Genomic DNA, 19,758 nt, shown 5'->3' with positions numbered 1-19,758 from the left:
TGACGTTTCTCCACGGCGAAAGGCCATCACTGGACTTAAGGTTACCCGCTTACCCACTCCAGACCGGCGCCATCCGCACCATTTTGATGCATCAATCCGCAGCGCATGCCCTTTCCTGAATCAAAATCCACGGCGAAACCACCACTGCCCACAGGCCCGGATCCCGTGTAACCAAGTCCACCGCCCGCGTCGCAGACACTTCGCCAAGACTCCCCGCAGCCAGCCAGGCAGCGACTTTGTCGCGATTGTCTTCGGCCATCGCCTCGGCAGCTTCGATCAAATCCAGGCCGGCGTCGACCCACAATAGGGCACCCTTGGCAAAGAACGGTTCGAGCTCCTTCCAGGAAATTTCGGCCGTTTCACCGAGCAGCTTGGCATAGAGGGTGCTAGGTTCTTGCGTCATGGGAGTTCACCTGAGTAAAAAATCGGCGCAATCATAGCGTTGTGTCTCAGCTAGAAAAACCCAGTAGCAAATGAGGTAGCGATTGAAAGTGTCGGAAAAGCCAAGGAATGCTTGAAAGGCTGGCATTACCCCGCCGCAATTCTGTCTTTTTCTTTCATTTAAGCGACACAACCCGGTTTTGCCCCCAGCAGCCAGCTTTTCAAGCGCTCAACCGGCGCTCTACACTGTACCGGTACAGTTGCCAGGGCGTTGCCGGGGGATATCCGAGATATCCGATCCGGTTCTGCAGCTCACAAGGCCGCTAGAACTATAAAAAATACAACAGCAAGAGTGGAGCACTATGAATAAGGCTACTAAGCAGATTTCCAAACTGTTTGCCGCTATGGTCCTGGCTGGGGTTGCCGGCCATTCGTTCGCAGCCGACACCATCAAGATCGGTATTGCCGGCCCCAAGACCGGGCCTGTAACGCAATACGGTGACATGCAATTCATGGGTGCCAAGCAAGCTATCGCCGACATCAACGCCAAGGGTGGCGTGGACGGCAAGATGCTTGAAGCCAAGGAATACGACGACGCCTGCGATCCTAAACAAGCCGTTGCCGTAGCCAACAAAGTGGTCAACGACGGCGTCAAGTTCGTGGTCGGTCACCTCTGCTCCAGCTCCACTCAGCCAGCGTCCGATATTTATGAAGACGAAGGCGTCATCATGATTACCCCTGCGGCCACCAGCCCGGAAATTACCTCCCGTGGCTACAAGCTGATCTTCCGCACCATCGGCCTGGACAGCGCACAGGGCCCAGCCGCCGGCAACTACATCGCCGACCACGTGAAACCGAAGATCGTTGCCGTGCTGCATGACAAGCAACAATACGGTGAAGGCATCGCCAGCGCCGTGAAGAAGACCCTTGAAGAGAAAGGCACCAAGGTTGCCGTCTTCGAAGGCCTGAACGCCGGCGACAAGGACTTCTCCTCGATCATCCAGAAACTCAAGCAAGCCAACGTCGACTTCGTCTACTACGGCGGCTACCACCCGGAGCTGGGCCTGATCCTGCGCCAGGCCAAGGAAAAAGGCCTGAACGCCAAGTTCATGGGCCCAGAGGGTGTCGGCAACGACTCCATCTCGCAAATCGCCCAAGGCGCTTCCGAAGGCCTGCTGGTGACGCTGCCTAAATCCTTCGACACCGATCCGGCCAACAAAGCCATCGTTGAAGAGTTCGCCAAGAACAAGCAGGACCCAACCGGTCCGTTCGTGTTCCCAGCCTACTCGGCCATCGAAGTGATCGCCGGTGGTATCAAGGCAGCCAAGAGCGAAGACACCGCCAAGGTGGCCGAAGCCATCCACGCCGGTACCTTCAAGACCCCGACTGGCGAGCTGAGCTTCGACGCCAAGGGCGACCTGAAGGACTTCAAGTTCGTGGTCTACGAATGGCACTTCGGCAAACCAAAAACCGAAGTTTCCCCTCAGTAAGCCAGGCGTTACTGGTCCAACAAGCCCACTGTGAGAGCAGTGGGCTTTGTTTTACGAGGTTTATGGGCCTGTCACCCGCGATCCGGGCGCTGGCTCACCTGAAAATCTTAAAACCGTCACCAGCGGTTCGCTGGCAAACGCTTTGTGCAAATGTGCTCACAGAACACAGCGCAGGGCCGGAACATGACTCCACCAGTGAAATGCGTATCGGGTTTTTAGGAGCGCTGTAATGCCTGAGATCTATCATTTTTTCCAACAGCTGGTTAATGGCCTGACCATTGGCAGCACCTATGCCTTGATAGCCATTGGCTACACAATGGTTTACGGCATCATTGGAATGATCAACTTCGCCCATGGCGAGGTGTACATGATTGGTTCCTACGTGGCCTTCATCGCCCTTGCCGGGCTGGCCATGATGGGTATCCACTCCCTGCCGCTGTTGATGACCGCTGCGTTCCTTGCGTCGATCGTCGTGACCAGTGCCTATGGCTACAGTATCGAGCGTGTTGCCTACCGTCCCTTGCGCGGCAGCAACCGGTTGATCCCGCTGATTTCCGCCATCGGCATGTCGATTTTCCTGCAGAACACCGTATTGCTGTCCCAGGATTCCAAGGACAAGTCGATTCCCAACCTGATTCCGGGAAGCCTCTCCTTCGGCCCTGGCGGTGCGGAAGAAGTGCTGATTTCCTACATGCAGATCCTGGTCTTCATCGTCACCCTGGTGGCCATGCTCGGCCTCACGCTGTTCATCTCCCGCTCTCGTCTGGGGCGCGCCTGCCGGGCCTGCGCCGAAGACATCAAGATGGCCAACCTGCTGGGCATCAACACCAATAACATCATCGCCCTGACGTTCGTGATCGGTGCTGCGCTGGCGGCGGTCGCTGCCGTGTTGCTGAGCATGCAGTACGGCGTGATCAACCCCAACGCCGGCTTTCTGGTAGGCCTCAAGGCCTTTACCGCGGCGGTGCTGGGCGGTATCGGCAGTATTCCGGGCGCGATGCTCGGTGGGCTGGTGCTGGGCGTGGCCGAAGCCTTTGGCGCCGACATCTTCGGTGACCAGTACAAGGACGTCGTGGCGTTCGGCTTGTTGGTTCTGGTGTTGTTGTTCCGTCCGACCGGCATCCTGGGCCGTCCGGAGGTTGAGAAAGTATGAGCAGATATCTTAAATCGGCGTTTTTCAGCGCCTTGCTGGTATGGGCCGTGGCCTTTCCGGTACTCGGTCTCAAGCTGAGCATTGTTGGCATCAACCTGGAAGTGCATGGCACTGGTCCCGTGACGCTGACCATCATCGCCCTGTGTTCGGTGCTGATGTTCCTGCGCGTGCTGTTCACCCAGCAGGTCGGCGCGCTGTTCAAGGGCAACCGTGGCCCGTTGGTGTCGCCCAAGGTCAGCCAATTCTTGACCCTGCCGCGCACCCAGCGCTACATCATCATCGGCCTGATCATCGCCGCGTTGATCTGGCCGTTCTTCGGCTCGCGCGGCGCGGTCGACATCGCCACCCTGATCCTGATCTACGTGTTGCTGGGCCTGGGCCTGAACATCGTGGTGGGCCTGGCCGGGCTGCTCGACCTGGGTTATGTGGGCTTCTATGCCGTGGGTGCCTACACCTACGCGCTGCTGTCGCACTACCTGGGCTGGAGCTTCTGGATCTGCCTGCCACTGGCGGGGATGGCGGCGGCCACGTTCGGCTTCCTGCTGGGTTTCCCGGTGTTGCGCCTGCGCGGTGACTACCTGGCAATCGTGACCCTGGGTTTCGGTGAAATCATCCGTCTGTTCCTGCGTAACCTCACCGATATCACCGGTGGTCCCAACGGCATCAGCAGCATCCCCAAGCCAACGTTCTTCGGCCTGTCGTTCGACCGTAGCGCCGCCGAGGGCATGCAGACTTTCCACGAGTACTTCGGGATTGCCTACAACCCGGTGAGCAAGGTGGTGTTCCTGTACCTGGTCGCCCTGTTGCTGGCGCTGGCGGCACTGTTCGTGATCAATCGTTTGTTGCGCATGCCGATCGGCCGCGCCTGGGAAGCCTTGCGCGAAGATGAAATCGCCTGCCGCGCCCTGGGGCTGAACCCGACCATCATCAAACTCTCCGCTTTCACCCTCGGTGCTGCGTTCGCCGGTTTCGCCGGCAGCTTCTTCGCCGCGCGCCAGGGCCTGGTGACCCCGGAGTCGTTCACCTTTATCGAGTCGGCGATCATCCTTGCCATCGTGGTACTGGGTGGCATGGGCTCGCAACTGGGCGTGATCCTGGCCGCGATCGTGATGATCCTGCTGCCGGAAATGATGCGTGAGTTCAGCGAATACCGCATGTTGATGTTCGGCGCCATGATGGTGCTGATGATGATCTGGCGCCCTCAGGGCCTGCTGCCCATGCAACGTCCACACATGGAGCTGCGCAAATGAGCCGCGAGATCCTGAAAGTCGAAAATCTGAGCATGCGTTTCGGCGGCCTGCTCGCGGTCAACGGCGTCGCCCTGACCGTCAAGGAAAAACAAGTGGTCGCGCTGATCGGCCCCAACGGCGCCGGCAAGACCACGGTGTTCAACTGCCTCACCGGTTTCTACAAGCCGAGCGGTGGCAGCATCCTGCTGGACGGCCAGCCGATCCAGGGCCTGGCCGGTCACGAGATTGCCCGCAAGGGTGTGGTGCGTACGTTCCAGAACGTGCGCCTGTTCAAGGACATGACAGCGGTCGAAAACCTGCTGATCGCCCAGCACCGTCACCTGAACACCAACTTCTTCGCAGGCCTGTTCAAGACCCCGGCATTCCGCAAGAGCGAGCGCGAGGCCATGGAGTACGCGGCGTACTGGCTGGACAAGGTCAACCTGACCGAGTTCGCCAACCGCCCGGCCGGCACCCTGGCCTATGGTCAGCAACGTCGCCTGGAAATCGCCCGCTGCATGATGACCCGCCCGCGGATCCTCATGCTCGACGAACCGGCCGCCGGCCTGAACCCCAAGGAAACCGAAGACCTCAAGGCGCTGATCGGCGTGTTGCGTGAGGAAAACAACGCCACCGTGCTGCTGATCGAACACGACATGAAACTGGTCATGAGCATTTCCGACCATATCGTGGTGATCAACCAGGGCACGCCGCTGGCCGACGGGACGCCGGAGCAGATCCGCGACAATCCTGAAGTGATCAAAGCCTATTTGGGGGAAGCGTAAAATGCTGCAATTCGAAAACGTTTCCACTTTCTACGGCAAGATCCAGGCCCTGCACAGCGTCAACGTGGAAGTGCGCCAGGGTGAGATCGTGACCCTGATCGGCGCCAATGGCGCCGGCAAGTCGACGTTGCTGATGACCTTGTGCGGTTCGCCCCAGGCCCACAGCGGCAGCATTCGCTACATGGGCGAAGAACTGGTGGGCAAGCACTCCGCCGAAATCATGCGCAAAAGCATCGCGGTGGTGCCGGAAGGCCGTCGCGTGTTTTCGCGCCTGACCGTGGAAGAGAACCTGGCCATGGGCGGGTTCTTTACCGACAAAGGCGATTACCAGGAACAGATGGACAAGGTGCTGCACCTGTTCCCTCGGCTCAAGGAGCGCTTCAGCCAGCGCGGCGGCACCATGTCCGGCGGCGAGCAGCAAATGCTCGCCATCGGCCGGGCACTGATGAGCAAGCCCAAACTGTTGCTGCTGGACGAACCTTCCCTGGGCCTGGCACCGATCATCATCCAGCAGATCTTCGACATCATCGAGCAACTGCGCAAGGACGGGGTGACGGTGTTTTTGGTGGAACAGAACGCCAACCAGGCACTGAAAATCGCCGACCGCGCCTATGTGCTGGAAAACGGTCGGGTGGTGATGCAGGGCACCGGCGAGCAACTGCTGACCGATCCGAAGGTGCGAGAGGCCTACCTGGGCGGTTAAAACGGTTGCAGCATGAACCGGCTTGAAATGTGGGAGGGGGCTTGCCCCCGATAGCGGTGGGTCAGTTGATAACTATATTGACTGACACTCAGCCATCGGGGGCAAGCCCCCTCCCACATTTGCTTTGTGTGATGCTTAAATTTTTTCCGGCTGGCTTGTAACGAAGTTCGTCACCCTCTCTCTCTAGCGGTGTAAGCAGGCACTCAAGCCTGCCACATAAACCCACTGCTGGAGATACACCATGACTACCAAACTGTCCGCTGCCGCCCTCCTCCTGGCCCTCGGTTCGACCCTGAGCCTGTCTGTCCTGACCGCCACCGCTCACGCTGCCGACGACATGCAGAAATGCTTCGGCGTCGCCGAGGCCGGCAAGAACGACTGCGCCGCCGGCGCCGGTACCTCTTGCGCCGGCACCTCGAAAACCAAGGACCAGGCCAACGCCTGGAAACTGGTCCCGGCCGGCACCTGCCTGAAGACCCCAAGCACCACCTCGCCGACCGGTTTCGGCCAGGAAGCTGCTTTCACCGCAAAGTCCTGAAGCCCTGCGCAACCTGAGTACTGACGATGACTCTTTCATCCCTGCAAGCTGTCTCCCGGACTCAGGTATCCGGCCTGCCGCGTCGGGCCGGGTTGGGACTGAAGACCGAGCACTTCGCTGACGTGCTCGGTACTTCACCCGACATCGGTTTCTTTGAAGTGCATGCCGAAAACTACATGGTCGCCGGCGGCCCTTTTCACCACTATCTGGGCTTGATACGCGAACGCTACCCACTGTCGTTGCACGGCGTGGGTCTCTCCATCGGCGGCGAAGGCCCGCTCGACCCTGAGCACCTGGCACGCTTGGCCAGGCTGGTCGAACGCTACCAACCCCACTCGTTTTCCGAACACCTGGCCTGGTCCAGCCACGGCCCGGTGTTTCTCAATGACCTGCTGCCCCTGGCCTACGATGCGCAAGCCCTGGCACGTGTCTGCGAGCATGTAGACCAGGTGCAAAGCACGCTCAAGCGGCCGATGCTGCTGGAGAACCCCTCCACCTATGTGCAGTTCAAACGCTCCACCCTGGACGAAACGGACTTCATCAGCGAAATCATTCGGCGCACCGGCTGTGGTTTGCTGTTGGACGTGAACAACGTCTACGTGTCGTGTATCAACCATCAGCGTGATCCGCTGGCCTACATCGATGCCATGCCGTTGCAGGCAATCGGCGAGATACACCTGGCCGGCTTTGCCGAAGACACCGATAGCCTGGGCGACAGGCTGCTCATCGACGATCACGGTGCACCAATCGATGACGCGGTGTGGCAACTCTACGAACAGTTGCTCAAACGCACGGGGCCGGTCGCCACGCTGATCGAGCGAGATAATCAGGTGCCGGCCTTCAGCGTGCTGCACGCGGAGGCCAGGCTGGCCGAACGGTTCCTGTCGCAGGTGGGTGCATGAGCCTTGAGAATGCATTCGCCAACGCCCTGCTCGCGGCGCACGGCTCGTGCCCGGATGGCCTGTTCAGCAGCAACGGCGCCGACCCCGCCAGCCGTTTTGCGGTGTACCGCAATAACGTCCACAGCTCGCTGATCAATGCCCTGGCGGCCAGTTATCCGGTGACGCTGCAACTGGTAGGCGATGAGTTCTTTCGCGCCATGGCCGGCCTTTTCGTGCAGGCCAACCCTCCCACCAGCCCGCTGATCAACGCGTACGGCAGCAAACTGGCCGACTTTATCCAGGCATTCGAACCGGCCGCCAGCGTGCCCTACCTGGCGGATGTCGCACGCCTGGAGCGCCTGCGGGTTCGCGCTTATCACGCGGCGGATATTCCGGCGCTGTGCCAGCAGCGCATTCTCCAAGGCCTGCAAGCTCAAACGGATGTGGGGCAGTTACGCCTGCAACTGCATCCATCGCTCGCCACCTTGAACTCTGCCTATGCGGCTGTGGCGATATGGGCTGCGCACCAGACTGACGGCGGCCATACTGACTTGAACCCCTGGGATGCCCAAAACGCATTGATCCTGCGCCAGGGCTTGGCGGTGAAGGTCTTCGCCATCGACAGCGGCTCGGTGGCCTTTATCAACTGCCTGAACCAAGGCACAGGACTGGAATTGGCGGTGGAGCACGCTGTACAGGCCTCGCCCGACTTCGACCTGAATCGGTGTTTGAGGCTGTTGATCAGCCACGACGCCATTACCCATGTACACCTGAAACAAAAGGTATCGCCATGAACCGCCCCGCTGCCAACCTCATCAACCAGGCCATCACCCTGTTCGAAAAAATCCCTTACAGCCTGATCGCCTTCATTGCGCGCTTCTCCATCGCGGCGGTGTTCTGGAAGTCCGGACAAACCAAGGTCGAAGGGTTTGCCATCGATCTGGTCAGCGGCACCTTCCAGCTCGGCGCACCCAAACTCGCCGCCTCGACCTTGCCGCTATTTCGCAGCGAATACCACGTCCCGCTGTTGTCACCCGAAGTCGCCGCGCACCTGGCAGCGTTTGCCGAGCACTTTTTCCCGGTGCTGATCCTGATCGGATTTGCCACGCGGTTCTCGGCCCTCGCCTTGATCGGCATGACCCTGACCATTCAGTTGTTCGTCTATCCAGACGCCTACCCCACCCATGGCACCTGGCTGGCGCTGTTATTGCTGCTGGTGGCCAGGGGCCCGGGCCGGTTGTCCATCGACCACTGGATCGCCCGTCGCTACCGCTGAAGACGGTCCAGGGCCGCGCCGCTGCGCTTGAACCAGCCCACCAGGTAGTCGGCCAGTACCTGGGTGCGCCGCGGCAGGCCACCCTGATAGGGATGCACCAGGTACATCGGCAGGCTGCGCGTCTGATAGTCACGCAGCAGCCAGCGCAATCGACCATCAGCCAACTCCGCCGGCAGCAGGTAGGATGGCAGGCGCGCGATACCGGCGCCCACCAATGCGGCCTTTTTCAAGAGGTTGTAGTGGTTGGAAGCGAAGGTGCCACTCACCCGCACACGCACCAACTCATGTTGCTGGTGGTACAGCCACTCCTCGCGGCCGCTGTAATGACTGTTGAGCAAGCAGGTGTGGCCTGCCAGGTCCGCCGGGCGCAGTGGTTCACCGTACTGCTCCAGATAGGCCGGGCTGGCGCAGGTCATCTCATGCCAGGCCAGCAGAGGCTTGACCACCAGCCGCTCATTCTCGACGGCCTCCGAGCGTACGCCCAGGTCGAACCCATCCCGCGCCAGGTCCCGATAGCGGTTGTTAAGCTCCAGCTCGATCTGCACCTGCGGGTATTGCTTGGAAAACTCCAGCAACAAGCCATCGAAGAAAGTTTCTCCAAGCGAAACCGGAACCGTCATACGCACCGGCCCGGCCAGATCATCGTTGAGCCGCGCCAATGCCTGACGCGCCCGTTCCACCTGCACCACCAGCGCCTGTGCCTGAGGCAGCAATGCCGCACCGGCGGCGGTAAGGCTCAGCTTGCGCGTGGTGCGATGCAGCAGCACCACGGCGTACTGCGCTTCCAGCTGGCTGATCCGCTTGGACAACTGCCCCTTGCTGCAACCCAGTTGCTCCGAGGCGAGGGTGAAACTGCCGGCTTCGACCAGCACGGCGAAGGCGGCCAAGTCATCCATTTCGCTCATCGATTGTTTCCAATTGAAAACCAATAGTTGCCTATTAGTGCGTTTATCCAGCGAAAAAGCCACACTAGACTCACCCTTCACCTAGCCCCTGGAGGAACAGCACGATGAAAATTCTTTTGATTGGTGCCAACGGCACGATCGGCTCTGCGGTCAAGGCAGAGCTGGCGCAGCGTCACGAGGTGATCGCCATTGGTCGCAATAGCGGCGAGTTCCAGGTCGACATCAGTGACAAGGCCTCGATTCGCAAGCTGTTCGAGCAGACCGGCACGTTCGACGCGCTGATTTGTGCGGCCGGCAACGTGAATTTCGTGGCGCTGGGCGACATGAGCGAAACCGACTTCGAACTGGGCCTGCGTGACAAGCTGATGGGCCAGGTGAACCTGCTGCTGATCGGCCGTGAGTTCGCCAATGACGGCGCGTCGTTTACCTTCACCAGCGGCGTTCTCAACCGTGACCCGATTCGCACCGGCGCCTCGGCGGCGCTGGTGAACGGCGCGCTGGATGCGTTCGTCAAGGCGGTGGCAATTGAATTGCCACGCGGTTTGCGCATTAACGCCGTGAGCCCGACGGTGCTGGTGGAAGCCATGGGCAGCTACGCACCCTATTTCCGTGGGTTCAAACCGGTGGCCGGCGCCGAAGTGGCTTTAGCCTACGCCAAAAGCGTCGAGGGCTTGCAGACCGGTCAGACCTTTATCGTCGGTTAAGTATCAGGTTTGTAAGAATCGCCTGAAGCTGGGCGGCGGGCTTGTGATGCAGCGCGAGCCTGCGTAACGTGACGGCACTTGCCTGGAGACCGAAAATGCGTGCCGCCTCGACCCTTACGTTGCTAGCCCTGTTCCCCTTGTTCGCCGCTTGCCAGATGTTCGACAGCGAGCCTGCCAAGCTGTCTACCGTCGGGCTGACCCGCATGCAGGGTGAATTGACGGCGGTGGGCGGCAAGCTGCTGTTCCAGCCTTGCAACGACCAGCGCAACTACGTGGTCAACGACACCGGCGGCACCAGCATCCTGCAAGAGGCCGCCTCCCTGGCCGGCCAGCAAGGCGCATTGTTTGCCGATTTGCGTGGCAAGTTTTCCGGCGTTGCCAGCGGCACCCAGGGTTCGGTGGACCTGCAACAGCTGTATCGCGTCGAACGCTCGACCTCAGCCTGTGGCGACCCGGATTTCAAGCGCATGATCCTGCGGGCCAACGGCCATAAGCCGACCTGGGCGATGAGCGTCACGGCCAAGGGTATGGTGCTGGAACGCGAAGGCCAACCGCCCCTGGCAGTGCCTTATGTCGAAGAACAGATGGGTGATGGTCGCTTCAACCTGATGACCGACGCCAATAACCAGCACATCGAATTGTGGGTCGCCCCGCAACGATGTGTCGACAGCGTGAGCGGCAGCCTGCAGCACATGACCGCCGAACTGCGCGTTAATGGCCAGGTACAGCGTGGTTGCGCAGCCTTCGGTGGCTCCCGGGACGATTGAATTGCGCCCTGCGCTGTTTTTTAACCTGACGGAAAAACGCCATTGGGGCTTATAATCGCCGGTTTGCAAAACCGCCGGCCTCCTTGCCCGCCGCCTACCGGATCCTGTCATGTTACGAATCACCGAACTCAAGCTGCCCATCGACCATCCCGAAGAAGACCTGCGGCCCGCTATCGTGCAGCGCCTGGGCATCGCCAGTGATGACCTGCTCGATTTCACCCTGTTCAAGCGCAGCTACGATGCCCGCAAGAAGTCCTCGGAGCTGTGCTTCATCTACACCATTGACCTGAATGTGAAGGGCGAAGCCGCCTTGCTGCTCAAGTTTGCCGATGATCGCAACGTCAATCCGGCACCGGATGTCAGCTACCACGTGGTGGGTAAGGCACCGGAAGGCCTGGTAGAGCGGCCGGTCGTGGTCGGTTTTGGCCCCTGCGGAATCTTCGCCGGGCTGCTGCTGGCACAGATGGGCTTCAAGCCGATCATCCTCGAGCGCGGCAAGGAAGTGCGCCAACGCACCAAGGACACTTGGGGCCTGTGGCGCAAAAACGTGCTCAACCCCGAGTCCAACGTGCAGTTCGGCGAAGGCGGCGCCGGGACCTTCTCCGACGGTAAGCTGTACAGCCAGATCAAGGACCCGAAATTCCACGGGCGCAAAGTGCTGCACGAGTTCGTCAAGGCCGGCGCGCCGGAAGAGATCCTCTATGTCAGCAAGCCGCACATCGGTACGTTCCGTCTGACCGGCGTGGTGGAAAACATGCGCCAGCAGATCATTGCCCTGGGCGGTGAAGTGCGCTTCGAACAACGGGTCACCGACGTACTGATCGAAGATGGCCAGTTGCAGGGCGTGGTCATCGACGGCGGCGAGCAAATCCTCTCCCGGCACGTGATTCTGGCCCTTGGCCACAGCGCCCGCGACACCTTCCGTATGCTTCACGGCCGGGGTGTGTACATGGAGGCCAAGCCGTTCTCGGTGGGGTTCCGTATTGAACACCCGCAGTCGTTGATCGACGCCGCGCGCCTGGGCAAATACGCCGGGCACCCGAAACTCGGCGCCGCCGACTACAAGTTGGTGCACCATGCCAAGAACGGTCGCTCGGTGTATAGCTTCTGCATGTGCCCTGGCGGCACCGTGGTGGCTGCAACGTCAGAGCCCAACCGCGTCGTGACCAACGGCATGAGCCAGTATTCGCGTAACGAGCGCAACGCTAACTCGGGCATCGTGGTCGGCATCACGCCAGAAGTGGACTACCCAGGCGGCCCGCTCGCCGGTATCGAACTGCAGGAGCGCCTGGAGTCCCATGCCTACGTGCTCGGCGGCAGCAATTACGAGGCGCCGGCACAGTTGGTCGGCGATTTCATCGCGGGCAGGCCGTCAACCGCTATCGGCAGCGTTGAACCGTCCTACAAGCCGGGTGTAGCCCTGGGTGACTTGGCCCTGGCCCTGCCGGACTTCGCCATCGAAGCCATCCGCGAAGCCTTGCCGGCGTTCGAGAAGCAGATCAAAGGTTACTCGCTGCATGATGCAGTCTTGACCGGTATCGAGACGCGCACTTCGTCGCCGCTGCGGATTACCCGTAATGAGTCGATGCAGAGCTTGAACGTGAAAGGCTTGTTCCCGGCCGGTGAAGGCGCGGGTTATGCCGGGGGCATCCTGTCGGCGGGCGTCGATGGCATTCGAATTGCCGAGGCTTTGGCGCGGGACATGCTAGGCATCAAGGCCTGAGAACGCCGCTGTACATATGTGGGAGGGGGCTTGCCCCCGATAGCAGTCGTTCAGTCGGAGCATCTTTGACAGATACACCGCAATCGGGGGCAAGCCCCCTCCCACATTTGGCTTGTGGTGTATCAGATATTGGCGCGCAGGACAGTGTCGGGTAGCGCATCACCGCGTTCGACACTTGCTGCGACTGCGGCGATCAGGCCCTCCAACGCATAGCCCTGCCCTGCCAGCCATGCCTGATCATAGTAAGTGGTGGCATAGCGCTCGCCCCCATCACACAGGATCGCCACGATCGACCCCGACTCCCCTGCCGCCTTCATCTGTTGCGCAGCCATCAGGGCACCGATCAGGTTCGTTCCGCTGGAGCCGCCCACTCGCCGCCCCAACCGCTCGGCCAGGTAATGCATGGCCGCCAGCGACAGCGCATCCGGCACCTTGACCATCGCATCGATCACAGCGGGCAAAAACGATGCCTCGACCCGCGGCCGACCAATCCCTTCAATCCGCGAGCCGCAGTCCAGGCGTAAGCTGGCGTCGCCACTCAGGTAGTAATCGAAAAACACCGAACGTTCGGCATCGGCACACAACACGCGGGTGCAATGCTGGCGATAACGCACATAGCGCCCAAGGGTCGCGGTAGTGCCGCCGGTTCCGGGGCTGGAAATCAACCAGCTTGGCTCCGGGTGTTGCTCAAAGCGCAACTGCTGGAAGATCGACTCGGCGATGTTGTTGTTCGCGCGCCAGTCGGTGGCACGTTCGGCGTAAGTGAACTGGTCCATGAAGTGACCGCCGCTTTCCCGCGCCAGACGTTCGGATTCGGCGTAGATCTGCGTGGGGTCCTGCACCAGATGGCTCTTGCCGCCATAAAAGGCAATTTGCGCGATCTTTTCCTGGGAGGTGGTAGCGGGCATCACTGCAATAAAGGGCAGGCCGAGCAGGCGCGCAAAGTAGGCTTCGGAGATTGCCGTCGAACCGCTGGAAGCTTCGATCACCGGTGCACCCGGCTTGAGCCAGCCATTGCACAACGCATACAGGAACAGAGAACGCGCCAGCCGATGCTTCAGGCTGCCGGTCGGGTGGCTGGACTCATCCTTGAAATACAACTCGATACCCGGCAAGCCCGGCAATGGCAAAGGGATCAGATGGGTGTCAGCGCTGCGCTGGAAATCCGCTTCAATGATACGAATGGCTTCGCGGGCCCAGGGACGGTGGTCGCTCATAAGGAGGCTTCTCTAAGAATTTCAGCGCGATATTAGGGGGTTTCCTACACTGCACACAGATACAGTGACGACTCAATTGGACACACAATAGCTAGGCTTAGACGCAACGCCAGTTGGGCCTGACGCTTATAACAAATAAGAATATAACTTTTGTTTTAACAACTAACGGTACGGGTTAGGGTACCCACCTATTGAACCTGGATTGGAGAGCATCCCTTGCCTCTGCGTAGCACTTTCACCCGTTTCTTCCAGCTGGAAGCCGCCAGCGGCCTGTTGCTGATCGCCGCTGCTGCCTTGGCGCTGATTATCAACAATTCGCCGTTGTCACACCTGTACGGCGCCTTTCTCGACACGCCCGTGGTGGCGCAGGTGGGCGCGCTGCAGATCGCCAAGCCCGCCCTGCTGTGGATCAACGACGGCCTGATGGCGCTGTTCTTCCTGCTGATCGGTCTTGAAGTCAAACGCGAGCTGCTCGATGGCCACCTGTCCAAACCGTCGCAGGTGGTCCTTCCCGGTGCAGCGGCAATCGGCGGCATGGTCGTACCGGCGCTCATCTACTGGGCGCTGAACAAGGACAACCCGGCAGCCCTCGCCGGCTGGGCAATCCCCATGGCCACGGATATCGCCTTCGCGCTGGGGGTACTGGCGCTGCTGGGCAAACGCGTGCCGGTGTCGCTGAAACTGTTCCTGATGACCCTGGCAATCATTGACGACCTCGGTGCCATCATCGTCATCGCGCTGTTCTACTCCGCCGACCTGTCCGGTGCTTCCCTGGCGGGCGCAGCGGCGTGCTTGATCGCCTTGATAGCCATGAACCGCCTGGGTGTGGTCAAGCTGGGACCGTACATGATCATCGGCCTGATCCTGTGGGTGTGCGTGCTCAAGAGCGGCGTGCATGCCACCTTGGCCGGGGTAACACTGGCGTTCTGCATTCCGTTGCGCACAAAGAATGCCGAAACCTCGCCCCTGCTGACCCTGGAACATGCCCTGCACCCCTGGGTGGCCTACGCGATCCTGCCGCTGTTCGCATTTGCCAACGCCGGGGTGTCCCTCACCGGCGTCAGCCTAGAGAGTTTCACCCATTATGTGCCCATGGGCATCGCCGCCGGCCTGTTGATCGGCAAGACCGTGGGTGTGTTCGGCCTTACCTGGCTGGCCATCAAGACCGGTATCGCCTCGTTGCCCAGCGGTGCGAACTGGGGTCAGGTGCTGGGCGTGGCAATTCTGTGCGGGATCGGCTTTACCATGAGCCTGTTTGTCGGCTCACTGGCATTCGTGCCGGGGGCCAGCGAATTTGCGGGTGAGGATCGGATGGGGATTCTGACCGGGTCGATATTGGCGGCGTTCATTGGCTATGCCGTGACGGCGATGGCGAGTCGAAAGAAAGCCGTCATTTCGTAGTCAGGCTTCCAAACACCAAAAAGCCGCCTCGACTTGAATCGAGGCGGCTTCACTTCTCAGACCTTACAGATCATCGAAGCTGTCCCGCAGGAATACCCACACGTGATAAACACGCAGGATATTCATTACGAGGTTCCACATACGTCGTGCAAACTTAGACATACTAGGCCCTCCTGATGTTGGGCCTTACCTCCAGCACACTTACCGGAACATGTGAGCCTTCAAATGCTGTCATTGCGTTCTGTGAGGCGGCAGGGTTGACGGGCCTTCCGCATCAATCCGGCACGGATTACTAGCCCGTGGCGGCCGGTCCAAAACCGTGTGCACTGACCCAATCGGCTCACAGAGTGACGAATGTAGAACGGCCTCGATACTAACTGAGCGGCTCGCCAAAGGTGTGACCATGCGCAGGAAGAGTCTACATATCTATTTCCGTTTTTTTCTGACAAAAAAAGTATCAGAAACGATAGTCGCCGTCATAACTGCACCTTGCGTGACACCTCAAGCGACAGTAGTATTCCGAGCACGTCATTGCGTTCTGTGAGCATGCAAGCCAAGCGTTGAAAGGCCTGCAACAAAAAACCGCCCTACTAAGGCGGTTTTTTATTACGTCCAACTTTTGCGTTTTTGGCCGATAGGATCACTAGGCAAAGAAAAACCCCAACCGGTTACCCGGTTGGGGTTTTTCTTTGCCTGTTGCCGACGCTGTTAGCGAGTAACGCGGCTGGTACCGTCGACCGTCATGATGCGTACGCGGTCGCCAATGCGGAAGATTTCATTTTCCTGCACGGCTTGCACGTAGGCGCGCATGCTGCCGTCGTCTTCACGGACGGTGATTTCCACACCCTGGGTACGGGTCAGGCCTTCTTCAGTGGCCGAGCCCAGCAGGCCGCCGGCTACGGCGCCGATCACAGCGGTAACGATGCTGCCACGGCCGCCGCCGATGGCGCTGCCGCCAACGCCGCCGATAACCGCACCCGCAGCACCGCCGATTGGGGTCTTGGTGCCTTCGATCTTGACCGGACGCAGGGATTCGATGGTGCCCATGCGAACGGTCTGTACGCGACGCGCCTCGTCACGGGAGTACGAGTCGCCGGTCAGACTCGAGGCGCAGCCACCCAACAGCAATGACAGGGTGGTAAAGCAGGCAACTAGTAAAACGGACTTACGCATAGCATCAACTCCAAAGGACAGGTATTCATTAAACGCTGCAGCCTGGCGCCTGTCACGGCGCGCCAGGCAGAAAAGTGCTTTCATTCAGCCTGAGTACAGGCTGCTGGCACCACAGAAATCGACGAGCGGTCGCTAGACCGAACCATGCCATAGCGTGCGTGATCAGTGTAGCCATATAGCCGAAAACGCCGAAATCTCTTATGCAGAGACTTCGGCGCGAAGGGCTTGATTCAGTTGGAATGACGAAAGGGAGCGTTTAGGGCGCAAGACGCTCGCGCGTCCATTGGCCCGCTTGCAGGCGATAGTTGAGGCGATCATGCAGGCGGCTGGCGCGGCCCTGCCAGAACTCGATGCGCTCGGGCAATAGACGATAGCCTCCCCAATGCTCGGGGCAATCGGGCTGGCTGTCGCTGAAACGTTCTTCGGTCGCCTTGAGCAGTGCCTGCAGTTCTTCGCGATCAGCAATGACTTTGCTCTGCGGCGACGCCCAGGCGCCCAGACGGCTGCCCAGCGGGCGCACCTGATAATAGGCATCCGACTCTTCAGGCGTGACCTTGACCACCCGCCCTTCAATGCGCACCTGGCGCTCGAGGGTCGGCCAGAAAAAGGTCATTGCCGCGAACGGGTGCGCCGCCAGTTGTTCACCTTTGGCGCTCTGATAGTTGGTAAAGAAGGTAAAGCCCTGCGCATCCAGGCCCTTGAGCAACAGGATGCGACAGTGCGGCCGACCGTCCTGGTCGACCGTGGCCAGGGTCATGGCGTTGGCCTCCACCGGTGCCTGCTCGGTGTTCACCGCATCGGCGAACCACTGGTGGAACAAGGCAAACGGTTCGCCCGGGGCTTGCGCCTCGCTCAAACCATCCCGTGTGTAGTCACGGCGCATATCGGCCAGTGCCTGGGTCATGCGGCGTTATCCTTCTGGTTCAACGGATCAGTTTTTCGCCTGGTCGTTGCTCGCCGGTGCAGCCGCCTTGGCTTTGGCTGGAGCCGGTTTCTTGGCCGCTGGTTTGGCAGGGGCCTTTTTAGCGGCTGGCTTGGCGGCGGCTTTCTTGGCTGGCGCTTTCTTCGCAGGGGCTTTTTTGGCCGCTGGAGCCGGTGCGGGAACATCCTGCACGGCAACCATTTCGGCCACTGGCGGGGTCTTGCCCGAGTTGTACTGGCTCAGCAGCGCCAACATCGTTGTACGCTGAGTGAACATGATTTCCATGCGACGATTCAGCGCACGGCCCTGGGTGCTGTCATTGGCGGCACGTGGCATCAGGTCGCCCATGCCACGCAGCATCAGGCGATCCTGTTTCAAACCGCTGAGGCTGAAAATCGAGGCAATCGACTGTGCACGTTCCTTGCTCAGCGCCTGGCTGGCCGGCGCGCTACCGGTGGCGTCAACGTGGCCCAGCACCAGTACGGCGGTTTTTGGATCCGCTTCAACGGCCTTGGCGACACGGGTGAACGGGCCCAGGGTTACCGGCAGCAGCATCGCCGGGCGTTTCGGGTTGTAGGAGCCGTCGACCGGGGCAATCACTACCAGTACGTTGTCACGGCGTTCCAATTGCAGGTTGCTGTCCTTGATGGCAGCACGCAGGCGCGGCTCGTAATCGTCCAACCAGGCCTGGGTGACTTTCGGATCAGGCATCTGCACGTTGGCCACGTCGACCTTGGCCAGAGGCTTTGGCTTGGTCTCGAACGGCCACCACCAGTGGGCTTCAGTGTCGGTCTTGGCCACGGCCGGTGCCGGCGTTGCAGCCTTGAGGTCAGCTTTGAGGTCAGCCTTGGCGTCGGCAGCCTTCTCGTCAGCGCTCTTGGTGGAGAACGGCCACCAGCTGGAGCCCGTATCGGCCTTGGCTGCCGGAGCAGGTGCAGAGGCAGCAGCCACCGGCGCGGCAGGCTTGGCATCGGCAGCAGGCTTGGCAGCAGGCTTGGCATCCGGCTTGGCGTCAGTTTGGGTCACTGCGTCCTTGGTAGCAGCCTTGTCTGATCCAAATGACCACCAATGCCCACCTTCGGCATCATTCTGTGGAGTTTGTGCACAACCCGTAATAGTGAGGCACAGCGCCAGTGCCAAGGACTTGTTCGATAACATGAGATATCCACAAAATGAGAAAAACCAGGGGGGCCAGATGCCCCGTTAAACCGACGCTTAAAGAACATTGAAGTTACATCATTGCGTTCAGCGTCTTCTTATACGTGCCTTTGTAACAAAAAATTGTGAAACAGCAAGGGGTTTATAGACAACCGGCCAATATTCCGACCAACTTCTGCGCCCGCGGATCCATAAGTACGTAGGGCCCCAGGGTATTAGTCACAAAACCGAATGCTACATCATGTTCAGGGTCGGCAAAGCCTACCGAGCCCCCTGCGCCGGGATGCCCGAATGCGCGCGGGCCAAGGCCGAACGTCGCATTGGGCAACTCCGGTTGATCCAACATGCAGCCCAGGCCAAAACGGGTTTGGGTCAATAAGGTTTTATCCGGGCCGATACTGTGTTCACGGGTCAATTGTTCGAGCATGTCGCTTTCCAGCAAACTACCGTCCAATAAACCGCTATAAAACCCAGCCAGGCTGCGCGCATTACCGTGACCATTTGCCGCTGGCTGCTGCATACGCCGCCACTCGGGTTTATTAGTGCTGGTCAGAATAGACGGCGGGTTGGCAAATGCACGCGTAGTCATCGCTGCGGGTTCGCGCATCATTACTTGAAGTAACCGTTGTGCCGCTGCATCGCCCATATTGCCTTTGCTGCGGGCTATATGGGCAACACGATAAAACTCTTCATCCGCCAGGCCCACGTGAAAATCCAGCCCCAAGGGGCGCGCCACCCGCGCCACGATCGACTCCCCAGGCCCGCGTCCATCGGCACGGCGCAGCAGTTCACCGACCAGCCAGCCATAGGTGATCGCCTCGTAGCCATGGCCCTGGCCGGGTGCCCACCACGGCGCTTCGGCCGCCAGGGTATCGACCATCAGTTGCCAGTCGTACAGCGCTTCGGTAGGCAGCATCTCGCGGATCGCCGGCAGCCCGGCCTGATGGCAGAGCAACTGGCGCAGGGTGATGGATTCCTTGCCAGCCGCCGCAAATTCCGGCCAGTAGTCGGCCACGGGCGCGTCCAGCTTCAGCTTGCCTTCGGCCACCAGTTGCAAAGCAGTGACCGCAGTAAAGGTCTTGGTGCAGGAGAACAGATTGACGATCGTGTCGCTGTGCCAGGCTTCGGCGCCGTCCTTGTCGGCGGTGCCGGCCCACAGGTCGACGACCGTCTCGCCGCCGACCTGGACGCAAAGCCCCGCGCCGCGCTCTTGAGGGTCATCGAACAAGGCGGCAAAGGCTTCACGTACCGCTTCGAACTGGAGCTCGTAATGACCCTGAATCTGCACCTGAGCGACCTCGAAAGAACATCATAAAAGTGGCCGACATTGTTCCAGTCATTATGGGATTTGT

General features: G+C 60.1%; 20 protein-coding genes. 13 read left to right on the top strand and 7 right to left on the bottom strand.

From position 1 onward, the window contains the following. Nucleotides 1–91 precede the first annotated feature (91 nt). Nucleotides 92–403 (bottom strand): DUF2288 domain-containing protein, encoded by a 312-nt coding sequence (locus C4J94_RS07025; RefSeq protein WP_124385501.1) that lies wholly within the window; start codon nucleotides 401–403, stop codon nucleotides 92–94. A 340-nt stretch (nucleotides 404–743) separates the two neighbouring features. Between C4J94_RS07025 and C4J94_RS07020 the strand changes: the two genes are divergently transcribed. From C4J94_RS07020 to C4J94_RS06980, 9 genes are all read left to right on the top strand, one after another. Beyond that, on the top strand, nucleotides 744–1,871 hold the full coding sequence (locus C4J94_RS07020) for a branched-chain amino acid ABC transporter substrate-binding protein (RefSeq protein ID WP_124385500.1): 1,128 nt from the start codon (nucleotides 744–746) through the stop codon (nucleotides 1,869–1,871). A gap of 229 nt (nucleotides 1,872–2,100) precedes the next feature. Continuing rightward, nucleotides 2,101–3,024: a high-affinity branched-chain amino acid ABC transporter permease LivH gene (gene livH, locus C4J94_RS07015; RefSeq protein WP_124385499.1), complete on the top strand. Its 924-nt coding sequence runs from the start codon at nucleotides 2,101–2,103 to the stop codon at nucleotides 3,022–3,024. Further along, nucleotides 3,021–4,274 carry a high-affinity branched-chain amino acid ABC transporter permease LivM gene (locus C4J94_RS07010; protein ID WP_124385498.1) on the top strand — a complete coding sequence of 418 codons (1,254 nt, stop codon included), beginning with the start codon at nucleotides 3,021–3,023 and terminating at the stop codon, nucleotides 4,272–4,274. The genes livH and C4J94_RS07010 overlap by 4 nt, the downstream gene beginning before the upstream one ends. Next, complete coding sequence (gene livG / locus C4J94_RS07005; protein ID WP_027604424.1) at nucleotides 4,271–5,038, top strand: high-affinity branched-chain amino acid ABC transporter ATP-binding protein LivG; 768 nt, start codon at nucleotides 4,271–4,273, stop codon at nucleotides 5,036–5,038. Before C4J94_RS07010 ends, livG begins: the two co-directional genes overlap by 4 nt. Before the next feature lies 1 nt (nucleotide 5,039). Beyond that, on the top strand, nucleotides 5,040–5,741 hold the full coding sequence (locus C4J94_RS28075) for an ABC transporter ATP-binding protein (RefSeq protein WP_065932826.1): 702 nt from the start codon (nucleotides 5,040–5,042) through the stop codon (nucleotides 5,739–5,741). A 241-nt stretch (nucleotides 5,742–5,982) separates the two neighbouring features. Then, nucleotides 5,983–6,279 carry a DUF2282 domain-containing protein gene (locus tag C4J94_RS06995; RefSeq protein WP_124385497.1) on the top strand — a complete coding sequence of 99 codons (297 nt, stop codon included), beginning with the start codon at nucleotides 5,983–5,985 and terminating at the stop codon, nucleotides 6,277–6,279. 26 nt (nucleotides 6,280–6,305) lie between these two features. Beyond that, nucleotides 6,306–7,181: a DUF692 domain-containing protein gene (locus tag C4J94_RS06990; RefSeq protein ID WP_124385496.1), complete on the top strand. Its 876-nt coding sequence runs from the start codon at nucleotides 6,306–6,308 to the stop codon at nucleotides 7,179–7,181. Continuing rightward, nucleotides 7,178–7,954, top strand: a complete 777-nt coding sequence (locus C4J94_RS06985; RefSeq protein ID WP_124385495.1) for a DNA-binding domain-containing protein — start codon at nucleotides 7,178–7,180, stop codon at nucleotides 7,952–7,954. The genes C4J94_RS06990 and C4J94_RS06985 overlap by 4 nt, the downstream gene beginning before the upstream one ends. Further along, nucleotides 7,951–8,436 carry a DoxX family protein gene (locus tag C4J94_RS06980; protein WP_124385494.1) on the top strand — a complete coding sequence of 162 codons (486 nt, stop codon included), beginning with the start codon at nucleotides 7,951–7,953 and terminating at the stop codon, nucleotides 8,434–8,436. The genes C4J94_RS06985 and C4J94_RS06980 overlap by 4 nt, the downstream gene beginning before the upstream one ends. On the opposite strand, the gene C4J94_RS06975 is transcribed toward C4J94_RS06980, so the two are convergent. Further along, a complete protein-coding gene (locus C4J94_RS06975; RefSeq protein ID WP_124385493.1) occupies nucleotides 8,427–9,341 on the bottom strand; it encodes a LysR family transcriptional regulator in 915 nt (304 codons plus the stop codon). The genes C4J94_RS06980 and C4J94_RS06975 overlap by 10 nt on opposite strands. Nucleotides 9,342–9,445: 104 nt before the next feature. On the opposite strand from C4J94_RS06975, the gene C4J94_RS06970 reads away from it, so the two are divergent. From C4J94_RS06970 to C4J94_RS06960, 3 genes are all read left to right on the top strand, one after another. After that, nucleotides 9,446–10,045, top strand: coding sequence for a short chain dehydrogenase (locus tag C4J94_RS06970; protein ID WP_124385492.1), 600 nt, complete (start codon nucleotides 9,446–9,448; stop codon nucleotides 10,043–10,045). Between the two features lie 95 nt (nucleotides 10,046–10,140). After that, a complete protein-coding gene (locus C4J94_RS06965) occupies nucleotides 10,141–10,812 on the top strand; it encodes a COG3650 family protein (protein WP_124385491.1) in 672 nt (223 codons plus the stop codon). 109 nt (nucleotides 10,813–10,921) lie between these two features. Next, on the top strand, nucleotides 10,922–12,535 hold the full coding sequence (locus tag C4J94_RS06960; protein WP_124385490.1) for an NAD(P)/FAD-dependent oxidoreductase: 1,614 nt from the start codon (nucleotides 10,922–10,924) through the stop codon (nucleotides 12,533–12,535). 122 nt (nucleotides 12,536–12,657) lie between these two features. Here C4J94_RS06960 and C4J94_RS06955 read toward each other — a convergent pair whose 3' ends face one another. Further along, entirely contained in the window at nucleotides 12,658–13,752 is a 1,095-nt protein-coding gene (locus C4J94_RS06955; protein ID WP_124385489.1) for a PLP-dependent cysteine synthase family protein, read from the bottom strand. Between the two features lie 216 nt (nucleotides 13,753–13,968). Here C4J94_RS06955 and nhaA point away from each other — a divergent pair, with 216 nt between their 5' ends. Next, the gene (nhaA, locus tag C4J94_RS06950; RefSeq protein WP_124385488.1) at nucleotides 13,969–15,153 is read left to right on the top strand and encodes a Na+/H+ antiporter NhaA; all 1,185 of its coding nucleotides are present in this window, start codon (nucleotides 13,969–13,971) and stop codon (nucleotides 15,151–15,153) included. 708 nt (nucleotides 15,154–15,861) lie between these two features. On the opposite strand, the gene C4J94_RS06945 is transcribed toward nhaA, so the two are convergent. The 4 genes from C4J94_RS06945 to C4J94_RS06930 all read right to left on the bottom strand — a co-directional run bounded on the left by C4J94_RS06945 (nucleotide 15,862) and on the right by C4J94_RS06930 (nucleotide 19,694). Further along, a complete protein-coding gene (locus C4J94_RS06945; RefSeq protein ID WP_003189251.1) occupies nucleotides 15,862–16,326 on the bottom strand; it encodes a glycine zipper 2TM domain-containing protein in 465 nt (154 codons plus the stop codon). Between the two features lie 256 nt (nucleotides 16,327–16,582). Then, nucleotides 16,583–17,230, bottom strand: a complete 648-nt coding sequence (gene pdxH / locus C4J94_RS06940) for a pyridoxamine 5'-phosphate oxidase (RefSeq protein WP_124385487.1) — start codon at nucleotides 17,228–17,230, stop codon at nucleotides 16,583–16,585. Between the two features lie 27 nt (nucleotides 17,231–17,257). Further along, a complete protein-coding gene (locus C4J94_RS06935; RefSeq protein ID WP_124385486.1) occupies nucleotides 17,258–18,406 on the bottom strand; it encodes an OmpA family protein in 1,149 nt (382 codons plus the stop codon). Nucleotides 18,407–18,548: 142 nt separating this feature from the next. After that, a complete protein-coding gene (locus C4J94_RS06930; protein ID WP_124385485.1) occupies nucleotides 18,549–19,694 on the bottom strand; it encodes a serine hydrolase domain-containing protein in 1,146 nt (381 codons plus the stop codon). Nucleotides 19,695–19,758 lie beyond the last annotated feature (64 nt).

This window comes from Pseudomonas sp. R5-89-07, from assembly GCF_003851685.1.
GTDB lineage: Bacteria > Pseudomonadota > Gammaproteobacteria > Pseudomonadales > Pseudomonadaceae > Aquipseudomonas.
This window is presented reverse-complemented; position numbering and strand designations above follow the sequence as displayed.

Excerpts from the sequence above, each read along its gene's own strand:
- C4J94_RS07025 (WP_124385501.1), bottom strand. The coding sequence starts at position 403 with ATGACGCAAGAACCTAGCACCCTCTATGCCAAGCTGCTCGGTGAAACG.
- C4J94_RS07020 (WP_124385500.1), top strand. The coding sequence starts at position 744 with ATGAATAAGGCTACTAAGCAGATTTCCAAACTGTTTGCCGCTATGGTC.
- livH (WP_124385499.1), top strand. The coding sequence starts at position 2,101 with ATGCCTGAGATCTATCATTTTTTCCAACAGCTGGTTAATGGCCTGACC.
- C4J94_RS07010 (WP_124385498.1), top strand. The coding sequence starts at position 3,021 with ATGAGCAGATATCTTAAATCGGCGTTTTTCAGCGCCTTGCTGGTATGG.
- livG (WP_027604424.1), top strand. The coding sequence starts at position 4,271 with ATGAGCCGCGAGATCCTGAAAGTCGAAAATCTGAGCATGCGTTTCGGC.
- C4J94_RS28075 (WP_065932826.1), top strand. The coding sequence starts at position 5,040 with ATGCTGCAATTCGAAAACGTTTCCACTTTCTACGGCAAGATCCAGGCC.
- C4J94_RS06995 (WP_124385497.1), top strand. The coding sequence starts at position 5,983 with ATGACTACCAAACTGTCCGCTGCCGCCCTCCTCCTGGCCCTCGGTTCG.
- C4J94_RS06990 (WP_124385496.1), top strand. The coding sequence starts at position 6,306 with ATGACTCTTTCATCCCTGCAAGCTGTCTCCCGGACTCAGGTATCCGGC.
- C4J94_RS06985 (WP_124385495.1), top strand. The coding sequence starts at position 7,178 with ATGAGCCTTGAGAATGCATTCGCCAACGCCCTGCTCGCGGCGCACGGC.
- C4J94_RS06980 (WP_124385494.1), top strand. The coding sequence starts at position 7,951 with ATGAACCGCCCCGCTGCCAACCTCATCAACCAGGCCATCACCCTGTTC.
- C4J94_RS06975 (WP_124385493.1), bottom strand. The coding sequence starts at position 9,341 with ATGAGCGAAATGGATGACTTGGCCGCCTTCGCCGTGCTGGTCGAAGCC.
- C4J94_RS06970 (WP_124385492.1), top strand. The coding sequence starts at position 9,446 with ATGAAAATTCTTTTGATTGGTGCCAACGGCACGATCGGCTCTGCGGTC.
- C4J94_RS06965 (WP_124385491.1), top strand. The coding sequence starts at position 10,141 with ATGCGTGCCGCCTCGACCCTTACGTTGCTAGCCCTGTTCCCCTTGTTC.
- C4J94_RS06960 (WP_124385490.1), top strand. The coding sequence starts at position 10,922 with ATGTTACGAATCACCGAACTCAAGCTGCCCATCGACCATCCCGAAGAA.
- C4J94_RS06955 (WP_124385489.1), bottom strand. The coding sequence starts at position 13,752 with ATGAGCGACCACCGTCCCTGGGCCCGCGAAGCCATTCGTATCATTGAA.
- C4J94_RS06945 (WP_003189251.1), bottom strand. The coding sequence starts at position 16,326 with ATGCGTAAGTCCGTTTTACTAGTTGCCTGCTTTACCACCCTGTCATTG.
- pdxH (WP_124385487.1), bottom strand. The coding sequence starts at position 17,230 with ATGACCCAGGCACTGGCCGATATGCGCCGTGACTACACACGGGATGGT.
- C4J94_RS06935 (WP_124385486.1), bottom strand. The coding sequence starts at position 18,406 with ATGTTATCGAACAAGTCCTTGGCACTGGCGCTGTGCCTCACTATTACG.